This is a genomic window from Citrobacter amalonaticus, from assembly GCF_037053465.1.
GTDB classification, from domain to species: Bacteria; Pseudomonadota; Gammaproteobacteria; order Enterobacterales; family Enterobacteriaceae; genus Citrobacter_A; species Citrobacter_A amalonaticus_H.
Genome location: NZ_JBALIF010000030.1, coordinates 1 through 19,181, shown reverse-complemented (window position 1 = coordinate 19,181; position 19,181 = coordinate 1). Strand labels below are relative to the sequence as shown.

Below are 19,181 nucleotides of genomic sequence, written 5' to 3'. Positions count from 1 at the left end.
AGAAAGGTGCGGACATCACACTGAGCGGCACCTGCGGCACGGACGTCACCAGTATTAAAGTGACGGTGAACGGTCAGGACTATATCGCCACGGTCACCAGTGGCACCTGGACAGCCACCCTTCCGGCTGCGGATGTCGAGCTGCTGGCCGACGGTAAAGTGACCGTCACCGCAAACGCCACCAACACCGCCGGCAACACCGCCTCCGCCACGCACGACTTTACGGTCGACAGCATTGCACCGGCCGTCACCGCCGATAACGTCACCGCCGACAACATCGTTAACACCGCTGAAAAAGGCGGCGATATCACCCTGTCCGGCACCTGCGCGGCAGACACGAAGACCGTCGTCATCACGCTGAACGGCCAGGATTATACCGCGACCGTCACCGGCGGCACCTGGACGGCCACCCTTCCGGCGGCGAATGCGGCGGCACTGACCGACGGCAGCCAGACCCTGTCGGTGAAAGCCACCGACAACGCAGGCAACAGCACCACCATCACGAAAGACTTTACGGTAGATACTGCTGCTCCCGTCATCACTATCAACACAGTAGCTGGTGATGATGTGATCAATATTGCTGAACACGGTGGAATGCAGCTTATTAGCGGGAATGCGACCGGTGTTGCAGCCGGAACAGCCGTCCAGATTAATTTAAACGGGCAAGATTATACCGCTTACACCGACGCCAGCGGCAACTGGAGTATGGCTATCCCTGCGGCGGACATTACTGCGCTAACGGAAGGTAAAACGACCATTAAGGTGGAAGTAAGCGATGCCGCAGGGAATAAAGGCAGCGCATCACACGATATTACCGTTGATCTAACTGGCCCGGCAGTGACGATTGATAACGTCGCGACCGATGATATCGTCAACGCCACAGAGAAAGGCGGAGCCCTGACCCTGAGCGGAACATGCGATAGCGATATCAGCAGCGTTAAAGTGACGCTCAATGGTAAGGATTACATCGCCAGCGCCAGCAACGGCGTCTGGAGCCTGACGGTCTCAGCCGATGATGTAGCCGCTTTGCCGGAAGGCAAAGTGACGGTGACGGCGACCGTCACCGATAGCAGCGGTAATACCACAACAAGCGGGCATGAGTTCACGGTCGATACCCATTTACCTACTGTCACTATCAATACGTTCTGTCTCGATAACATTGTCAACTCGGCAGAAATTGAGAACGATCAGACGTTGAGCGGTAAAGTCACCGATGCGAAAGCCGGTGATACCGTGACGGTTCACATCGGCCTTCATGACTATACGACGACGGTAAACAGCGATCTGACCTGGAGTGTGGTGATTCCTTCCGCTGTGATGAAAGAACTGGGCAACGGGCTACAGGATATCACCGCAGAAGTGACCAACGCTCAGGGCAACACTGGCACAGGGTCGCGTGAAATCAATATCGACGCTGGTTTGCCGGGCATCTATGTCAACTCGGTGACCGGCGACGATGTCGTTAACTACATCGAACATAGCAGCAATGTTTATATTGTCGGCAGTTGTACCGGCTTCGATCTGGGAACGGTGATTAAAGTTGAGATCAATGGCAAATCCTACGATGCCACGGTCCAGGCTGGATATATCTGGCAGGTGAATGTCCCGGCAGAGGATGTGGCGCTGTGGGACGGCACTGAGATCGTTAAGACGACCGCGACCAGCAGCGAAGGACAGACAATTTCGGGTAAACATGATTTCGTTATCGATCTCTCGCTTCCGGCGATCTCCATTAATGTGATCACTTCCGATGATGTCGTCAACGCCAGTGAAAAAGCTGCCGGGCTGACTCTCAGCGGGAGTACCATCGGCGTCGAAACGGGACAACTGGTCAGAGTGACCTTCGGAGTAAAAAGCTATACAACATCCGTGGATGCAAATGGCAACTGGTCTGTTGATATCAGCGCCGATGACATGACGCTGCTCACCGATGGCCTGATCACTGTTCAGGCCCAGGTCGTCAATCTCGATGGTGGAGTCGCTAATGCGTCACGCGCGACGTTAGTGGCGCTGGATACCCCGACCATTTATATCACTTCTATGGCTGGCGGAGACAACATCATCAACAGCGATGAACGCAGCCACGATCTGGTTATCAGCGGTATAACCAGTGCGCCGGCAGGTTGTGACGTCTATGTGATGCTGAACGGCCAGAATTATCAGACTAAGGTCAATGCCGATAACACCTGGTCGGTAACTGTGCCGAAGGATAATGTCGCCCAACTCAGCATCAGTAATTATGACGTTTCTGTCACTGTGGTTGACCGTGTCGGTAATACGGGCGAGAACAACAAGACGCTGTCGTTTGATATCGTGGCGCCCACGGTGAAATTTGACGATCCGCTGATGGACGATAACGTCATTAACAGCAACGAGCATAACGCTAACCAGTTTATCAGCGGAACCAGTGCTGGCGCGGCTCCTGGCGACACTGTCACCCTTAAAATCGGCGGCAGCACCTATACCACCGAAGTAGATGCCAACGGCGTCTGGACGTTCGGTGTTCCGGCCAGTGTGATTAAAACCTTACCGGAAGGCGACAACACCCTGACGGTGACCATTACCGATAAAGCCGGCAACAGCAGTAGCGATACTAAAGTGATTGAAGTAATTACCGCGCTGCCGACGGTGACCATCGATAGTGTGGCGGTAGATGATATTGTCAACGCGCTGGAGGCACAGTCGCCGCTGACGATTAACGGCACCAGTAATGCCGCGGATAACGCCGAGATTATAGTGACGTTCGGCACCAAAAATTATCTGGCTACCGTAACCGGTGGTACCTGGAGTCTGGTGGTTTCTGCGAGCGATCTGTCGCTGCTGGCCAATGGCGACTACACCATTACCGCTGTCGTGGTCGATAAATATCTCAATACCAATACCACCACTCATGATATTGCCATTGATACCCGCGTCCCGGTTATCACGTTCGATCGCTTTGCGACCGATAATATTGTCAACTCCACTGAAATTCAGAGCAGTCAGACGCTGTCCGGTCATGCGACGAATGTAAAAGCGGGCGATACCATTAATATTCACTTTGGCAGTAACACCTATCATGCCGAGGTGAAGAGCGATCTGAGCTGGAGTATTGATATTTCGGCGGCGGATATCCAGTCGCTGGGCGACGGCCAGGCGACCATCACTGCCGACGTGACGACGGCATCGGGCAACCAGGGGCATGCCAGTTTAGATATCACAGTGGATGCCGGTTTGCCAAAACTGACCATTGATATGGTGTCCGGCGATGATGTGATCAATATGATCGAGCATGACGCGCCCGTTATCATTCAGGGGACTTGCGATAACGTTGATGCGGGTGCCGTGGTGAAGGTGACTGTCAATAACGTCACCCATGATGCAGTTGTGAAAGCGGATGGTACCTGGCAAGTGGGCTTTACCAGCGATGAGGTGAAAGCCTGGCCTGCCGGTAATCTCGATGTTAAAGCATCGGTCAATAATGCTTCCGGCAACGCTACCGTGGTGGTCGAGCCGATCCTGGTGGATTTGGATGGCCCAGCTATCAGCATCAACGCAGTTTCCACTGATAACATGCTTAATGCCCAGGAGATGAAAACGCCGCTGACGATCACCGGTTCGACGGCAGGTGTTGAAGAAGGTTGTAATGTGTTGGTTAAATTCAACGGCAGAAATTACACCGCCAAAGTGGATGCCAGTGGCAACTGGTCAATAACCGTTTCCGTTCTCGACCTGTCGTCAGTACAGGACGGTCATCTGACCGTTGAGGCGATTGTACAGAACAAAGCCGGCAACCGTGCCGACAGCGCCCAGGACGTGCTGATTGACAGCAAAGCGCCGACATTGTCGATAGACACCATTGCCGAAGATAACGTCATTAATAGCACTGAACATTCGGCGGCGGTTGTGATTAAAGGCAGCAGCGACGCCGGCGAAGGACACACGGTTCAGGTCACGCTGGATGGGAAAAACTACAGCGCACAAATTGACGCTAATGGCGAATGGTCGGTGACGATTCCGGCCGGCGATGTCGCCCAACTGACCGACGGAATAAAATCGGTGACGGCGAGCGTCACCGACGCCGCTGGCAACGCAACCAGTAAAACCACCAAAGTCACCGTGGATACTTCCGCGCCAATGCTGGCGTTTGACGCTAATCAGGTAGGCGATGATGTGATTAACGCTACCGAACATGAGCAGGCGCAGGTCATCACCGGGACCTCCACCGGACTTGAGGAAGGTTCGGTGGTCACGGTGAAACTGACTAACGCCTCCGGAGTGGTGAAAACCTTTATCACCTCGGTTGATGAAAATGGCGAGTGGAGTATCGGGGTTAGCGCTGAGGTCATTAGAGGTCTGGCGGACGGCACGTATACCTTTACCGCCGATGCCAAAGATTCCGCAGGCAATGCGGCAAGCCAGGCGCATCACGACATTCAGGTAAAAACGGCACTACCGGAAGTGGCGATTACCTCCACCTCGGCGGGCAGCGACGATGTGCTGAACAGTTCCGAGAAACAGTCAACGTTTGTGATCAACGGTACGTCAAATCTGCCGGATGACAGCGTGCTGACGCTGATCTTTAACGGTAAAACCTATCATCCGACCGTCACAGGCGGGACATGGTCGTTAAGCATTCCCGCCACCGATATTGCGTCGATCAGCGAAGGTGCGCATTCGATTATCGTTCAGGCGAAGGATGACGACGGCAACACGGCGGCGGCAACAAAATCTGTTGTGGTGGATACGGTCGCGCCATCGGTGATCATTAACACCGTGGCGACGGACGATATCATCAACGCCAGCGAAGCGTCCGACGGCGAAACCCTCAGTGGTAAAGTCATCAACGGCAGCGCGGGCGATACCGTTACGATTAAGTTTGCCGGCGGCACGTATACCGCCACGGTGCAGAGTGATATGACCTGGAGTGTCAATGTCTCTGCCGACGATCTGAATGCTATCCCCAACGGGCACTACGTTCTCAATGTGACGGTGACAGACAGCCACGGTAACACCAGTGATATTTATACTCATCCGGTCGGGGTGGCGATTAAAGAACCGGTCTTGACGATTAATGATGTATCCGGCGATAAAGTTATCAATAAACTGGAGCATGAACAGGCGCTGATCTTGTCCGGTTCGGTGACTAACCTGTCGCCGGGCGATACCATCACTATTGTGGTGAGCGATGGCACCACCAGTAAAACCTTTACGGGATCGGTGCAGGCGGACGGGAAGACATGGACAGCTATTATTCCGCAAACGGAGGTTGCCGGATGGGCGAATGGCGCAACGCTGAGCTTTACGGTATCCGGTGCGGACAGCTGGGGCAACGTTTCCGAGCCGGTCAATACCACGGCGACCGTTGACCTGACGCAGATGTCGATTTCGCTGGATTTGGTCGCGGGCGATGATGTCATCAACGCAGCGGAAGCGATGAATGCTAATGGACTGACCATTACCGGCAGTTCCTTTAATGCTAAAGACGGCGATACGGTGACCGTGACCTTTGCCGGTCACAGTTATACAACCAATATCGTCAACCCTGAGAACGACGCCTCCGGCTCATGGTCGCTGACCATCCCGCAAGACCAGTTGTCAGGTCTGGTCATTGGCAACGCGAATCAGATCACCGTCAAAGTGACGAACGATATCGGCACCAGCGCTGAAGTGGACAGGTTTATTGTTTACGAACCCGTCGCGCCGATCATTACCATCGGGGTTATCAGCGGCGATAACGTGCTGACGCTGGCGGAGATGACGCAGCCGCTGGAGATTAAAGGTACGGCATCGCTGGATGCGGCAGGACAAACGTTAACCGTGACCTTTAATGGCAAAAACTACACCACGACCGTGAAACCGGATGGCACCTGGTCAGTCTCGGTTCCGCCGTCGGATCTTAGCTCGCTTTCCAATGGCGACTATGACGTCCAGGCCTCGGTGGTGGACGTGGCAGGCAACCCTGGCTCAGCCACGGCGAACCCGCCGCTGGAAGTGCAGGTTAAAATCCCGTCGATCTACATTAACCCGATTTCCGACGATAACTATATCAACGCCTTGGAGCATAACAGCACCAGCAATCTGACGGTAAGCGGCACCACCGCCGACGCCAAAGAAGGGATGGCGGTGCGGGTCACCTTTGACGGGGTGGATTACACCACGACGGTAAACGCGGACGGCACCTGGAGTATTTCGGTTCCGGCGGCGGTGATTAAAGGCCTGAGCGACGGCAGTGTGCTGGTTGACGCGACGATTGATGACGGCCATGGCAATATCGGGCACGCGACGCAGACGACGGTAATCGTTGATACTGTCGCGCCGTCTGTCACCATTGATGCGGTGACCAGCGATAACACGCTCAACAACGATGAACTGGCTAATCTGAACGGGCAGAACATCACCGGTACGGCGTCAACCAGCGAAGCCGGGCGCACGATAACCGTCACGGTTACAGGTGATGGCGGTAGTTTCAAACATGACTATACCGCAACCATCGGCGTGGACGGCAAATGGAGCATCACGATGTCGTCCGACGATCTGGCTCTGCTACATACCGGCGTTTATAGCATAGAGGCGAAAGTCACGGATGCCGCAGGTAACAGCGCCACAAAATCCAAAACATTCAATGTGGATCAAACGCTGCCCACCATCACGATTGATGACTTCACCGGCGATAACCAGGTGAATAAAACTGAGCAGAGTCAGGCGCAGCTTATCAGCGGTACGACGACAGGTGTAGCGGCAGGTAAAACGGTGACGGTGATTCTCGGCGACGGTTCGGCGGCGGCGAAAACCTATACCGCGACCGTAGACAGCAACGGCGACTGGAGTGTTTCCGTCGCCCCAGCCGACTGGGCGGCGTTCGTCGACGGCGGTTACACCATCAAAGCCTCGGTCGATAGCGCAAGCGGCAACCATGCCTCGACCAGTGAGGCCATTATTATTGATACCAGTGCGCCCACAATCAGCTTTGACGTCAACGTTGCCGGAACCGATAACGTAGTCAATATGACTGAACAGGCGAACGGTATCCATGTCACGGGGACAACCACGGCTGAAGCAGGCCAGACGGTAACGCTGGTCTTTAATAACGGCGGCAAGTATTCCGCGACTGTCGGCACGGACGGCACCTGGTCTGTCGATCTACCGGCAAGTGAGTTTGCCGCGCTGGCGGATGGCGATTACACCATGACGGCTGTGGTCACTGACAAAGCGGGCAACAGCTCGGACATTGCCAGCAAAACGGTCACCGTCAGCGATGATACATGGACGATTGCTATTGATCCCTTTACCGGCGATTTGTGGCTGAACGCTGCAGAAGCGGTAGTCACGCAACAGATTACCGGCACCACCAACGCGCCGGACGGGCAGACGGTCACCATCACGCTGAATGGTCAAACCTATACCGCGACGGTGGCTGATGGTAAGTGGAGCTGTGATGTCAGCACTGCCGATCTGGCCGCGTTGACAGAAGGCACAAATTACACCATTACCGCCAGCGTCACCAATCCGATTGGTAATACCGGACAGGCGACGCAGAATTTTACGGTGGACACCACCGCGCCGGATTCTGTTGTCACTATCGTCAGTTATACCGACGATGCGGGTGATACGAAGGGCACCTTTAGCGCAGGCACGGCCAGTGATGACAAAACGCCAGTGATTAATGGTACGCTTTCGAAGACGGCGAACCCTGGCGACAGGCTGGCGATTTTCCGTGACGGCGTGTTGGTGGGTTACGCGACGATCAACGGGACGACATGGTCGTTTGCCGATAATCTCGCCACATTGGCTGATGGCACCTATAAATATACCGCGCAGTATATTGACGCGGCTGGCAATACCGGTGCTATCAGCGGAGAATTTGACTATATACTGGATACCGCAGTACCGACCTATGCGCAAATGACGGCAATGAGCACCACGGATACCACGCCAGTGCTGCGCGGTACCTTTACCGGTGAGTTCCGGGAAGGATATACGCTGGAGGTTAAGGTCAACGGCAAAACCTATTCATCGACCACGGGCGCTGTGGTGGTTGATATTGCATCACAAACCTGGTATCTCCAGATACCCGATAGCGATGCGATGGCGAAGTCGGCTACGGCCTATAAGGTTGATATGACGGTCACCATGCCAAGTGGGGTTGATCCATCGACATCATCAATCATGATCACTGGCGATCCTATATTCAATAACCCAACCACAATCTCAAGCACTTTCCCTGACACGATAGGTGGTTCCGTGACGTTAAACTCACGAGGGGAGTGGGAGTTTTCCGCCAACGGCTCTGTGGTGAACGCCAGTTCTCGTACTTCCTGGTCGCCAGCCACGATTAACCTTGGTTCTGATAAATATAGCTCGTCGACCTTCTTTGATTATGATCGCGATGGCGATATGGATATCATCAGCCAGACTGGTACTATCAGTAGTATCTATATCAGTACCAACAATGGTGCGGATAGCTATACCCCATTAAAAATAACTACCTCGGCCGCAGGCGCAACGTATCGAGGTGGGACGATCGCCATTGATATTAATGGCGATGGCTATACTGACTTTGCGATGGGGGATTTCAGTGCGAACAGCGGGGTCTGGTTCATCAATAATGGCAATGGAACCTTTACTGAAGTTGCTTCGACTTCAGGAAAAGAGCCAAATACGCATACGGGTAAGGTCACTGACTGGGCAGCAAATACGTCGGTATCGGGTGTCGATTTGGATAATGACGGTAAGGTGGATATCACCTATGAAACAGCCGACCGTCATTATGCATCCATGCATAATAATGGCGACGGGAGTTTTAATTGGCAGCAATGGACATCTGATATCTGGTTTCCAGTGATAAGTAATGCGACATGGTTTATCGCCCCATTGACCTGGGCAGATTTCAATAACGATGGTTATATGGATCTGTGGATCAACAGTTACGGAACAAGTAACGGATATAATGCTATTGCATTTAATAATGGTGATGGCACATTGGGCACTCCGATATCGTGGAAGAGCACCGGTGTTTATACTCATGGTATTATCGCGATAGACTGGAATCATGATGGTTATATGGATATTGCCAATATCGTCGCAACCGGTACGGCAAAGGTGTTTCTGAATAATGGCACTGGGTCGAATTTCACTAGCGTGAACATAGGCACCAGTTATTCTTCTGTTTCAGCCACATCGTTAAGCCTGGATTATGACTGGGACGGCGCCAGAGATGTCCTTATAACCTGTGTCAATGGCAGCACTCAGCTCGTCCATAATCCCAATGCGGTAGCAAACGGTACTTCGTTGCATTTTAAAATCATTGATAAAAACGGGATTAACTGCTTCTTTGGCAACACGGTTAATTTATATGACTCAACCGGCAAACGGGTTTCGACACAGATCCTGAATCCACAGGCGGGCGTTGGTAATAACGACTCTTCGGCGATTATTGATTTTTACGGATTAGATCCGAATCAAACCTATCATCTGGAGTTGCTCTACCAGGAAAACGGCGTATCAAAAACCATCAGCCAGGATGTTAATGCCAACTGGGGCGGTATTCAGGCTGGGGCGGCAAACGAGTGTCACGTGATGACGGTGGAGTCGGATAGCGCCAGCAACAACGGTACGATATCCGGAACTGGTTATAACGATGTCCTGATGGCGTCTGCCGGTACCGACACCTATAACGGCCAGGGCGGTTGGGAATACACCAGCGGCACGGGCGTATGGTCAGCCACCGGCGGGATGGACGTTATCGATTATAAGAGTTCCACCGTGGGCGTGACGATCGATTTATCACAGCTCGGCGCGCAAAATACCGGCTTTAATACGGCGATACTGGTCAATATCGAAGGCTTTGCCGGTAGTAACCAGGCGGATCATATCAAAGGCTCATCCCTTGATAACCAGATCGAAGGGCGCGGTGGCGACGATATTATTGATATCTCCAACGGCGGCCACGACACTCTGCTTTATAAGCTGATCAGCAGCGGCAGCAATGATGGCGGCGTCGGGCATGATGTGGTCAGCGGCTTTAATGTCGCCGCCTGGGAAGGACCGGCGAATAGCGGTCGGGTGGATATTCATGAATTAATTAAAGGCAGCGGCTATAGCGGAACTGGTAGTGCGCACTATGTTGATGGCGTGGCCACGCTTGACGCGTCGACCGGCAATATCGAGGACTTTGTGAAAGTGGTACAAAACGGTGACAATGTCGATATAAAAATTGATCGGGATGGTACCGGAGCGGCACATGAGATGACCACCGTTGTGACACTAATAAATGTTCACACCGACCTCGCCACGCTTCTGGCTAACCATCAATTAACGGTGGTGTAGACGTGAAATGCCCGATGGCGCAAGCTCATCGGGCATTAACGTATAGGCATTAACGTATTGATATTGCAATCCTGTGTAGGCCGGATAAGGCGTAAGCCGCCATCCGGCAAGACCTTCCGACTGCTGACAAACGATGCAATGCCCGATGGCGCAAGCTTATCGGGCATTAACGTATAGGCATTAACGTATTGATATTGTAATCCCGTGTAGGCCGGATAAGGCGTCAGCCGCCATCTGGCAAGACCTTCTGACTACTGACAAACGATGCAATGCCCGATAGCGCAAGCTCATCGGGCATTAACGTATGGGCATTAACGTATTGATATTTCAATCCCGTGTAGGCCGGATAAGGCGTCAGCCGCCATCCGGCAAGACCTTCTGACTGCTGATAAACGATGCAATGCCCGATGGCGCAAGCTTATCGGGCCTACAGAGAATGCATTAGATATAAAAAAGCCCGGTCACAGTTGGACCGGGCTTATGTTTGACGTTAACAGGATATTATTAGCGCTCGCGCAATGCCTCATTGACCTTATTGAGCGGTTTAATCAGGTAATCCAGCACGGTGCGGTTACCCGTTTTGATATCAACCGTCGCCACCATCCCCGGGAAGATAGGAAAACGCTCTTTCTTTTTGTTTTCCAGATAGTTAGATTTTGTGCGGATAAACACCCGGTAATAATAAACATCGCGCTTCACGTCGTCCTGAATACTGTCAGGCGAAATCATCGTCACCTCACCCTGCAATCCACCGAAAATGGAATAATCATACGCGGTGATTTTGACCAGAGCAGGCTGGCCTGGGTGTATAAACGCAACGTCACGAGGCGAAATACGCGCTTCAATCAACATGTCATCGTTCATCGGCACCAGCGTGAGCAATTTGCCGTTTGGCGGTATGACTCCCCCTACCGTGGTGACTTCGATATTCTTCACGATACCGCGTACAGGGGAATACATTTTGAGGCGTGTCAGCGAATCTTCGCGACCACGCATCACGGAACGTAATGCCTCCACGTCTTCATTCGTACGGTTGAGTTCTTCACGTGCCCGCACATAATATTGCGATTTCATATCGACCGCTTTGTTCTGCAAATCATTAAGCTGAGTTTTCAGCCGCAGAACTTCCACACCGCTTGCAGCCCCCTGCTTCACCAGCGGCTGCGTCATGTTTAACTGCTGCTGGACCAGATTAATCCCCTGCTTTAACCCAACCAGTCCCTGATCAAGACTCGATTTACGCGAGATATACAGGTCAGTTTCGGTCTTAATCAGATCTTTTTCGTTCAGGACTTCGACCGGGAAATTAATCGGATGATCGTTAACTTCCGCTTCCAGTCGCGCCGCTCGCGCCAGACCCGCTTTTAAACGCGAAGAACTCTCTTCCACGCTGGACTGCGTTTTGGTGCGATCCAGTTCAGCCAGCAATTGGCCGCGCTGCACGATATCTCCTTCGTGTACCTGAAGATTGTAAATAATACCGCCTTCCAGCGATTGCACCACCTGCTCCCGCGAGGAAGGAACAACTTTCCCGCTGCCGGTACTGACTTCATCCAGTGAAAAATATTTCGCCCACACTAAAAAACCGGCCAGCAGTAAAAAGATCATCCATACGAGCAATGAGGAGCGTCCGAGCTTCGGTTGCGATATCAGATCCTGTGTCACTAATGAGGGATTAGCCATTATTTTGCCTCCGCAACGGTTGTGCTCGTTTTTGGCCCGGTACTCAGTTGAGACTGGTTAAGCACTTTCTCTTTCACATCATCAATCACTATCCGACCGTTATCGATGACGATAATCCGGTCAACGAGCCGCAACATTGCCAGTCGGTGCGTGGCAATCACCAGCGTCCGATGGCCCAGCCATGAACTCAGTTCATCAATAACGTACTGTTCGGTCACTTCATCCATTGCGGCCGTGGGTTCATCCAGCAGCAAAACTTCTGGCTGGCATAAAATCGTGCGGGCCAACAACAGCGCCTGGCGTTGTCCGCCAGAGAGACCATAACCGCCCTCCATGATCATGTAGTTGAGACCATTTTTCTGTTGCTGTACGAAGCCCAGCGCGCCGCTGACTTTTAACGCATGATGGATTTCTTCATCAGTCGCCTGAGGGCGGCCCATGGTGAGGTTTTCAAAAATCGTGCCGAAAAACAGCCGGGAGTTTTGGCTCAGGAAAGCCACATCACGACGCACATCGGCAGGATCCAGATGGCGCATTGAGATGTTATCCATCAGCAGTTCGCCCTGTTGAATGGTTTGCATCCCGGCCAACACCTGAAGCAGCGTGGATTTACCTGCGCCGTTACGCCCTAAAATCGCAACCCGCTCTCCGACGTTAATATTCAGTTTGCCGATCATCAGATCAGGCTTTTTGGTCTCTTCGTCGTAATAAAAGAGTGCGCCTTGTAACTGGTACTGACCCTTCAGTACCGACTTATGAACAAATTTATGACGTTCTTCCTGATCGACCGGACGGCGCATTAACTCGTCTAACCCCTTGCGGGCGACCTTCGCAGATTGCCAGCGCGCCAGTACGCCTGAAATTTGCGCCAGCGGCGCTATCGCACGGGATGCCAGGATGGAGGTCCCCACTAACGCACCGGTGGTCAGTTCGCCTTTCATAACAAGGAAGCAGCCTACCAGCAGCACGACCGCGTAAACGATCGATTGCACTTCCTGAGTCCAGGTCATTAAAAAACCGGTCAGGAAACGTTGCTTCATTCCGATTGACGATGAGACGTTATTAGAGTGATTCCACTGATTCTGGAAGCGCTGCTCAGCGCGTAACAGCTTGATATCTTCAATGCATTGAACGGATTCAACCAGTACCGCATTACGGATTGCCGATTCACGCATCCCTTCGTTAGAGAGTTTTGCCAGCGGAAACTGAATCAGTATGCCAGGGATAATCAGTAGCGGTAGCGCGATAAGTACAACATAGGCCAGCGGTCCGCCGATATTCCATAAGATAGCGAAAAAGATGAAGAAGAATGGCAAATCGGAAACCACGCTGATGGTGGTGGACGTAATCAAGTCACGTACGGACTCCAGTTCGCGGATTTGCGAGATGAAAGAGCCCGTCGATTTGGAGCGGGCGCTATTTTTGATACGCAGGGCGTGACCAAACACCCGATCAGAAATTCGCAGGTCGGCGCGTTTACCGATCACATCCGCGATATGAACACGGATAAGGCGCATTGAAAATTCAAATATAATGGCCAGCATCACGCCGCCAAACAGCACCCACAGCGTGGGTTCAGACTGCGAAGGGACAACCCGGTCATAAACCTGCATTGAAAAAAGCGTGCCCGCAAGTGCCAGCACATTCGCGATAAATGCCGCCAGAATAATATCGAAATAGCGAGGCCAGTCGCGTAACGCCAGTTTCCAGAACCAGTTGCCCTGATAAGGTTTGATATAGTTATCGACGCGGGCATCAGGAATTGATGTCAGCGGGCGCAGTATCGCCACGCGTTCAATGCGCGTAATCAACTCTTCCTTACTGAAGACGCTTTCCAGACCATCATCGTTGTGGAAAACAACGCTGACGTTATCTTGCGCATCCATCTTCGTTAATACGCCAATCTGACCGCCGGACAACTCCACCACCAGCGGCATTCGCCAGGGATCGAGCTGACTGGCTTTAAATTTTTTAATCTGGATCGCAAGGCTGAGCTGACGCGCCATATTTTGCAACATTGCACTCAGGGCGTTATTTTTTTCCCATTGCATTGCGACGCGCACATTCTCTTCGGAATAATCGAGGCGATAATGCCTTGCGACATACACCATTGCCGAAAGCCAGGCGTCAATCACCTCGCTACTTTTATTCATATTCACGACTGTCTACTCTTAAAACATTGATAAATTAAATTGCAAAACCCATCAGACATTAATTCTGATACGTTTCACATATAAATAATGACGTCAATCCCTGTTTCACACAAAATGAACCTGGCGTTACCAGACCAGACCAACAAGTTATTTACGTCATGGCGCTGAAAAGCAAATATCAAGGCATGATATTCAGCTTCTGCAGTAATGAATTAGTACTGACGGCATAAGCAAGAGAAGCTTGCAAAGAATCATATTCGGCCATAGTTTGGGCCTGTTGAGCCTGGAAAACATCTTGCTCAACGCTTAATAGATCATTAAGGCTACGATTACTTAACGTATACTCATTTCGATAAACTTCACGTGTTTTACGTGCCGCACGCAGTTGTTGATCGCTGTTAGCTTTGCGCGCCTGGGCACCTCTCCAGTCTTCCATAAAGCTGTCGATGCGCTTCTCCGCATCCATTTTTGCTTTATCAATACGCGCCTGTGCGCTGATCACACTCCCCTGAGCCTGCTCCACTCTGGAGGAGACAATTCCCCCCTGATACAGCGGCACGCTGACGTTTACCGATACGTGATTATCCCAGGAAAGATCGGATGAAGAGCCATTATTTTGACTATAAGAGCGGTCTGCCCGCAACGAAAGCGTTGGCATATGGCCCGATTTGGCTTTACTCACCTCATATTCTGCGGACTGCTTGTCACTCATGGCGACCAACACTGTCGGGAGTGTTTCATAGTCCTGCGAATTAAAGGATTTAAGCGGCTCATTAAAGACCAGCGGGAGCGATGTTAACGATGACGCATTCACGCCCGACAGAACAGCCAACTGCTTTAAAGCAAGAGAATATTGATACTGATAATCCTCAAGCGTGGTTTGCATAGCAATGACACGTGTCTGGGCCTGAAGCACATCTGAAGAGGTACTCAACCCCGCGCCAGAACGCAACTGAGCCAGTTTTTCGACATTTTTTAATGATTCGATATTATCTTTGGCAATAGCAATAAGCGCCTCGTAGCGCTTCACACGTACATACAGGGAAGACACATTGTCCGCAATATCGTTTATAGAGGACTGAATTTTAAAGCTATCCCCTTCAACCGCATTTTTTGCTTGTTTAATGCTATTAGTGGTTCTACCAAAATCATAAAGCAACTGAGAAACGCTGATGCCATAAGATTCACTATCATTATTACCGTTAGAAGTAAGATCGCGACTGGTGCCATTCACAAATACCTGTGGCATCCAGGCACCTTTTTGCTCATCCACGCGGGCATTATCAATATTTAACGCAGATTTAATTTCAGCAAGTTCCGGACTGTGCGATATTGCCGCTAAGATACTTTTCTCTAACGATGTTTCATTTACGTTACGAAAAGTTTGTATGCAGTCAGTTGTACAATTATCGGCGAAACCGGAAGCGGCAGAAGCGTAGTGCTGGTGGCATGCTATCGCTAAAGCGCACAATACCAGAGTATTTAACTTTTTCATTGAGTAAAATCCACGTATAAAGTCTTCAGACCAGAGCAATACATCTGCCCCAGAAGATATATTGATGGTTTATATTTATATAAACCATATTTATAAGATACAAACAGAGGAATTTATTTGCGTGTTTTTACCATAAAGATTTCAATTAGGAAAATACATATTACGTTATGTAGTCCAGAAATGTATCAAAAGCGATAAGCACTCACCGCAAGGTGTAAAGGTCGAAAAATGCAAGCATTTCCGACAATGAATTTATAAAACCAGGGTATTGCATCACCGCTTTTACCCGAACCAAAACATCACAAATTGGGCTTTTTTGCTAGTTCGGACGTGCTACAGCCGATATCTTTCTGTTCTGGTCCATCAGCAATAAAAATCGTTTTATCTTCTCGCCTGTCGCGTTAGTCTCATCACTGCCACTTATAGGTTGGCGGCAATGTGTGTAACCCTGATTCCTATACTAATAACAAAATTGCGTACTGACAGGATGACTATGGATTCCCCCCTCATCTCCACCTCCTCAAAAGAGGAGACACCATCGCTCCATCGCGCCCGACGCGCAGCACTGGGTAGTTTCGCAGGCGCAGTCGTTGACTGGTATGATTTTCTTCTCTATGGCATCACCGCTGCGCTGGTATTCAACCGTGAGTTTTTCCCGCAGGTCAGCCCGGCGATGGGCACGCTTGCCGCCTTCGCGACCTTCGGGGTCGGTTTTCTGTTTCGACCGCTCGGAGGCGTAATCTTCGGTCATTTTGGCGATCGCCTGGGCCGCAAGCGAATGCTGATGCTCACTGTCTGGATGATGGGCATCGCCACCGCATTGATTGGCGTTCTTCCTTCATTCGCCTCTGTCGGCTGGTGGGCCCCCGTTTTATTGGTGCTGCTGCGTGCGATTCAGGGCTTTGCTGTCGGAGGTGAATGGGGCGGCGCCGCTTTACTTTCCGTAGAAAGTGCGCCAGAGAACAAAAAAGCGTTCTACAGCAGCGGCGTCCAGGTGGGTTATGGTGTCGGTTTACTGCTCTCCACGGGACTGGTATCACTAATCAGTTCTCTCACCACGGATGAGCAGTTCCTGAACTGGGGCTGGCGCATCCCTTTCCTGTTTAGCATCATCCTGGTCCTCGGCGCGCTGTGGGTGAGAAACAGCATGGAAGAATCAGCGGAATTCGAGCAGCAAAAACAACAGCCCCCTGTAGAGAAAAAGCGTTTGCCGGTAATGGAAGCGCTTATCCAGCATCCTGGCGCATTTTTAAAGATTATCGCCCTACGACTGTGTGAACTGCTGACGATGTACATCGTCACTGCGTTTGCCCTTAACTTTTCAACACAAAATCTCGGCTTGCCGCGTGAGCTATTTCTGAATATTGGCCTGCTGGTTGGCGGCCTCAGTTGCCTGACTATCCCCTGTTTTGCCTGGCTGGCGGACAGGTTTGGTCGCCGTCGGATTTATATTACCGGCGCGGTGATCGGCACCCTTAGTGCTTTTCCCTTCTTCATGGCCCTGGAATCACAGTCGATCTTCTGGATTGTATTCTTTTCGATCATGCTCGCGAATATCGCCCATGACATGGTGGTTTGTGTACAACAGCCCATGTTCACAAGCATGTTTGGTGCGGGATACCGCTACAGCGGCGCGGGCGTAGGTTATCAGGTAGCAAGTGTCGTCGGCGGCGGATTCACGCCGTTCATTGCTGCCGCGCTGGTCACCTTCTCTGACGGCGACTGGCACAGCGTGGCTATCTATTTACTGGCAGGTTGTCTTATCTCGGGCACCACCGCACTGTTGATGAAAGATAAGCAACACGCCTGATTTCATTGCGAGGGCTGTTCAGCTCTCGCCTTTTCTCTAAAACGCTGACTTTTGTTTCACATTACGCTGACATACTATCGGGTGAGCAGTACACCTGAAGAACAAGGAGACACAGATGAAGAGTAAGGGCTCCAGCCTGACCCCGGTTCAAGCGCTGGAAAAACTTGATGCACTCTATGAGCAGTCGGTTCAGGCACTGCGCAACGCCATTGGCAAGTACATTGAAACAGGGGAACTTCCCGATCTCACCGCCCGCAGTAAAGGTCTTTTTGTTTATCCATCGTTGTCTGTCACCTGGGATGGCAATGCCACAAACCCACCGAAAACACGCGCGTATGGCCGTTTTACCCATGCGGGCTGCTATACCACCACCATTACCCGTCCGGCTCTGTTTCGTCCCTATCTTGAAGAACAGTTAACGCTGCTGTATCAGGATTACGACGCGCATATCACCGTTGAACCCTCACAGCATGAGATCCCCTATCCTTACGTGATTGACGGGTCGGAACTCACGCTGGACCGCTCGATGAGCGCTGGCCTGACACGCCATTTCCCGACCACCGAACTGGCGCAGATTGGTGACGAAACCGCCGACGGTATTTATCATCCGGTTGAGTTTTCGCCTCTGTCGCACTTCGACGCGCGAAGGGTTGATTTCTCACTCGCAAGGCTGCGCCACTACACCGGAACACCGGTCGAACATTTCCAGCCGTTTGTGTTATTCACTAACTACACCCGCTATGTGGATGAGTTTGTCCGCTGGGGATGCAGTCAGATTCTGGATCCGGACAGCCCCTATATCGCGCTCTCCTGTGCCGGGGGGATCTGGATCACTGCCGAAACAGAAGCGCCAGAAGAAGCCATTTCCGATCTGGCCTGGAAGAAACACCAGATGCCCGCCTGGCACCTGATCACTGCGGATGGACAAGGGATTACGCTGGTAAATATTGGTGTGGGGCCGTCAAACGCGAAGACGATTTGCGATCACCTGGCGGTGCTGCGTCCTGATGTCTGGCTGATGATTGGTCACTGCGGCGGTCTGCGTGAAAGTCAGTCGATCGGCGATTACGTGCTTGCCCATGCCTATCTGCGCGACGATCAGGTACTGGATACGGTGCTGCCTCCGGACATCCCTATTCCAAGCATCGCAGAGGTACAGCGCGCGTTGTACGACGCCACAAAGATGGTCAGCGGCATGCCGGGGGAAGAAGTAAAACAGCGTCTGCGTACCGGAACGGTAGTCACCACTTCCGATCGCAACTGGGAACTACGCTACTCCGCTTCAGCACTGCGTTTTAACCTAAGCCGCGCAGTGGCAATTGACATGGAAAGCGCCACCATCGCCGCGCAGGGTTACCGCTTCCGCGTGCCCTATGGCACCCTGCTCTGCGTCTCCGATAAACCGCTGCATGGTGAAATCAAACTGCCCGGTCAGGCAAACCGTTTCTATGAGGGCGCAATTTCCGAACACCTGCAAATTGGTATTCGCGCCATAGACCTGCTGCGTGCTGAGGGCGATCGTCTACACTCACGCAAACTAAGAACCTTTAACGAACCGCCGTTTCGTTAAAAACGGCTGTGAACAGAAAGCAAAAAGCCCGCTAAAAGCGCTGAGGAATCCCCAGTAATGGGCGGGTGAAAAAAGACAGGCATAGAGTTTTGTGATCTACTGATTGTGCTATCAATTCAATGAGATCACCTCTATGCCTGCCTGCCGAGTATGTCAGAATTTC

At 51.8% G+C, this 19,181-nt stretch carries 5 protein-coding genes and 2 pseudogenes; 4 read left to right on the top strand and 3 right to left on the bottom strand.

The features are described from left to right. Positions 1-14: 14 nt before the first annotated feature. Positions 15-8,885, top strand: a pseudogene (locus WB371_RS23140) (Ig-like domain-containing protein); the annotation flags it as partial. A gap of 906 nt (positions 8,886-9,791) precedes the next feature. Further along, positions 9,792-10,307, top strand: a pseudogene (locus WB371_RS23910) (type I secretion C-terminal target domain-containing protein); the annotation flags it as partial. 504 nt (positions 10,308-10,811) lie between these two features. Here the strand turns inward: WB371_RS23910 and WB371_RS23135 are convergent. From WB371_RS23135 to WB371_RS23125, 3 genes are all read right to left on the bottom strand, one after another. Beyond that, positions 10,812-11,990, bottom strand: coding sequence for an HlyD family type I secretion periplasmic adaptor subunit (locus tag WB371_RS23135; RefSeq protein WP_336222304.1), 1,179 nt, complete (start codon positions 11,988-11,990; stop codon positions 10,812-10,814). Beyond that, the gene (locus WB371_RS23130; protein ID WP_336222305.1) at positions 11,990-14,143 is read right to left on the bottom strand and encodes a type I secretion system permease/ATPase; all 2,154 of its coding nucleotides are present in this window, start codon (positions 14,141-14,143) and stop codon (positions 11,990-11,992) included. Before WB371_RS23130 ends, WB371_RS23135 begins: the two co-directional genes overlap by 1 nt. 178 nt (positions 14,144-14,321) lie before the next feature. Continuing rightward, positions 14,322-15,638, bottom strand: a complete 1,317-nt coding sequence (locus tag WB371_RS23125) for a TolC family outer membrane protein (RefSeq protein WP_336222303.1) — start codon at positions 15,636-15,638, stop codon at positions 14,322-14,324. Positions 15,639-16,131: 493 nt separating this feature from the next. Between WB371_RS23125 and shiA the strand changes: the two genes are divergently transcribed. Beyond that, positions 16,132-17,448, top strand: coding sequence for a shikimate transporter (gene shiA / locus WB371_RS23120; protein ID WP_336222302.1), 1,317 nt, complete (start codon positions 16,132-16,134; stop codon positions 17,446-17,448). 115 nt (positions 17,449-17,563) lie between these two features. Next, positions 17,564-19,018, top strand: coding sequence for an AMP nucleosidase (locus WB371_RS23115; RefSeq protein ID WP_336222301.1), 1,455 nt, complete (start codon positions 17,564-17,566; stop codon positions 19,016-19,018). Positions 19,019-19,181: the final 163 nt, after the last annotated feature.